This window comes from Actinoplanes sp. ATCC 53533, assembly GCF_003947245.1.
In genome coordinates this window covers 1-2,881 of record NZ_QHHV01000283.1, presented here as the reverse complement: position 1 = coordinate 2,881, position 2,881 = coordinate 1, and the positions used below count along the sequence as shown (strand labels likewise).

The window sequence follows — 2,881 nt, the reverse complement described above, 5'->3', positions numbered from 1 at the left end:
TCTTCCATGTCGAGCTTCTCGACCTGGTCGATCAGGGACTCGAGCGCCGACTCGGGGAGGGCGCCGGGCTGCGAGAAGACGATGACGCCGTCGCGCACTGCCATGATCGTGGGGATCGAGCGGATGTCGAACTTCGCGGCCAGTTCCTGCTGCGCCTCGGTGTCGACCTTGCCGAAGGTGATCTCGGTGTGCTTCTCCGACGAGCGCTCGTACGTCGGCGCGAAGCGGACACAAGGCCCGCACCAGCTGGCCCAGAAGTCGACCAGGACGATGCCGCCCTTGCCGGTCACCTCGTCGAAATTCTCTGTGGTCAGCGCAACGGTCGCCATGATCTCTCCGTCCACGGGAAAAAGGCCACGGGAAATTGGCCTACGTGCGTTCTCAACCCGCCGTCACCCCTACTGATTCCCGGCTCGGCGCCGGCGACACGTGGTCTGCGGCACCTTTCCGGGACCGCGACGGCGACCTTGGGCAACTCAGAGTAACGCAAAGTAGGGAGAGCGCTCCCCGTAGTTCGGATGCCGCGCCGTCCGGTTTGCTGCCCCGGCTGCCTCGCTGAGTGGTCCGGATGGTCAGTGTCGCAGCTTGATAACGACGAGGTCACCACTGAACGTAATAGAAAACAAAGTTAAATGTGAGCTGAGTCACTATCGGGAACCCTTCACATAGATACGCAGGGTAAGGCAGACTCTTCCTCAACAGAGCGTGGGCGGCGGGTGCCGGGGAGGGCCCCGCCGCTCATTGCGTCTCCCCCCAGGTGCGGCCCGCGGGCCCCTGGTTAGCCTGCTCGACCATGACGGCCGACGATTCCGCGACCATGGCTGAGCCCGCGACCCCGCTCGTAGTGGACGCCCCCGAGGCCGAGCCCGAGCTTGAGGTCGGCGTCGGCCCCTGGCCCGGCGAGTGGCCCCCGGATCAGCATTACGACCCCGAGCTGCTCGCGCAGGGCGATCGGCGCAATGTCGTCGACCGGTACCGCTACTGGCGGCGCGAAGCGATCGTCACCGATCTCGACCAGCACCGGCACGGCTTCCACGTCGCGATCGAGAACTGGCAGCACGACTTCAACATCGGCACGGTGGTCCGCAACGCCAACGCCTTCCTCGCCGCCGAGGTGCACATCGTCGGCCTGCGGCGGTGGAACCGGCGGGGTGCCATGGTCACCGATCGCTACCAGCACGTGCGCCACCACCCGACGATCGAGGAGTTCACCGGCTGGGCGGCGGCCGCGTCGCTGCCGATCATCGGCATCGACAACCTGCCGGGTTCGCGGCCCATGGAGTCCGTCACCCTGCCGCGGGAGTGCGTGCTGATCTTCGGTCAGGAGGGACCAGGGCTCTCCGCCGCCGCCCGCGCGGCGTGCAGCGCGCTGTTCTCGATCGCCCAGTACGGCTCCACCCGGTCGATCAACGCGGGCGTGGCGAGCGGCATCGCCATGCACTCCTGGGTGCGCGAGCACGCTGGTCCCCCGCCCGGGTGATCATCGCCGACCGGCCCGGGATGGCCCGGGTTCTGCCGATCCGCTTGACGGGGGCCCTGTCGGGCCCCACCTTAAGAGGGTGGGTGTCACAGTGAGTTGCCCCCGTTGTGCTGCGCAGGTCCGGCCGCCGGACCTGATGCACAGTGATTGGCGCTGCGACGACTGTGGCGACGTCTCTCCGTTTCATGTCGCGGAGCACATCGGCCCCGAGATCATCGACAGCGTGCGGAGCCGGCCCGCGCCCACCGTCGAGCACATGCCGCTGTGGTGTCCCTGGCCGCTCCCGCCCGGCTGGATGGTCACCGGCGTGGGCTGGGCGGGCGACGAGCGTTCCGGCGTACGCGCGACGGCGCTCGCCTGCAGCGGCCCGGATCCACTCGGCGGCGGACCGGCCGAGCTGGTGCTGATCTCCGAGCAGCCCGGCGTGGGCCTCGGCACCCGCTTCGCCGGCATCCCCGGTCTCGATCCCGGTCATCTGATCGCCGAGGCGCTCGAGGCGCGTGACCCGGGCGGGCACGCCGGCCCGCACGCCAAGATCAAGGCGGGCGGGCACCCGACTCCACTGTGGTGCGTGAAGTCTCCGGAAGATCGCAGCGCCTATGTGAGTGAAGCCAAAGGAATGTGGCTCTATGCGGTAGCGTGGCCGGCAAGCGCGGGCTACTTCCTGGCCGAGCATGTCGTCCTGCACGACCTGTCCGACGGGGTGCCGCCCGAGCTCGTGTACGGGGCGCCGAGCCCGTACCTGCACGGCAAGGCCTGAACTCCGAGGCCTGGCCCGGCGGGGGCGGTATCGGCTTTTCGGCCACATTGTTCACACAGAGCAGCGAAACTGATACCGTGAGTGTTGCCGCGGCGATGACCGTCACCCGCAACGGAGGAGAAGGCCCGCCATGATCAAGAAGGTTCTCACCTGGCTTGGCATCGCATTCTTGATCTTCTTCATTGCGTTCAACCCCAACTCGGCCGCCGCGGTGTTCGAGTCACTGGGTGACACCATCGGGGACATTGCTCGTGGTTTCGGAACGTTCTTCACCAACCTCGTCGCTTAACATCACCTGATGGGTCCTGGCGAGCCGCGGCAACCTGATGACGAGGGTGCGCGCCGCCCTCGCGACGACGACGAAGACTTCGGCTACAACGATCCGGCGTTCGACGACGCTCCGGAGTATCGCCGGGGTGCGGCCTCGGCCGGCCCTGGCTACTCGCCTGACGCTGGCTATTCGCCGAGCGCCGGCTACGGGACGGACTCCCGCGACGACTACCGCGATCCGGGTGAATACGAAGCCCCGATCTTCACCGAGGAAGAGCTCCAGGGCCTCGGTGGTGACGGCGCGGGCGTCCCGGGTGGACCGCGCCGGGTGCTGCCGCTGGAGGACGAGCCGACCACGCTGGTCTCCCGCT

General features: G+C 67.8%; 4 protein-coding genes and 1 pseudogene. 4 read left to right on the top strand and 1 reads right to left on the bottom strand.

The genetic code is table 11. The features are described from left to right. The coding region (gene trxA, locus DMB66_RS53465; RefSeq protein ID WP_125811737.1) for a thioredoxin at positions 1–329 on the bottom strand (329 nt) is incomplete at its 3' end. Between the two features lie 488 nt (positions 330–817). On the opposite strand from trxA, the gene DMB66_RS53460 reads away from it, so the two are divergent. The 4 genes and pseudogenes from DMB66_RS53460 to DMB66_RS53450 all read left to right on the top strand — a co-directional run. Continuing rightward, positions 818–1,480, top strand: a complete 663-nt coding sequence (locus tag DMB66_RS53460) for a TrmH family RNA methyltransferase (RefSeq protein ID WP_199753172.1) — start codon at positions 818–820, stop codon at positions 1,478–1,480. Positions 1,481–1,559: 79 nt separating this feature from the next. Continuing rightward, positions 1,560–2,240 (top strand): DUF6758 family protein, encoded by a 681-nt coding sequence (locus DMB66_RS53455; protein ID WP_370321109.1) that lies wholly within the window; start codon positions 1,560–1,562, stop codon positions 2,238–2,240. A gap of 130 nt (positions 2,241–2,370) precedes the next feature. Further along, on the top strand, positions 2,371–2,529 hold the full coding sequence (locus tag DMB66_RS63220; protein ID WP_015625668.1) for a hypothetical protein: 159 nt from the start codon (positions 2,371–2,373) through the stop codon (positions 2,527–2,529). A 9-nt stretch (positions 2,530–2,538) separates the two neighbouring features. After that, positions 2,539–2,881 (top strand): annotated as a pseudogene (locus DMB66_RS53450) (PH domain-containing protein); the annotation flags it as partial.

Excerpts from the sequence above, each read along its gene's own strand:
- DMB66_RS53460 (WP_199753172.1), top strand. The coding sequence starts at position 818 with ATGGCTGAGCCCGCGACCCCGCTCGTAGTGGACGCCCCCGAGGCCGAG.
- DMB66_RS63220 (WP_015625668.1), top strand. The coding sequence starts at position 2,371 with ATGATCAAGAAGGTTCTCACCTGGCTTGGCATCGCATTCTTGATCTTC.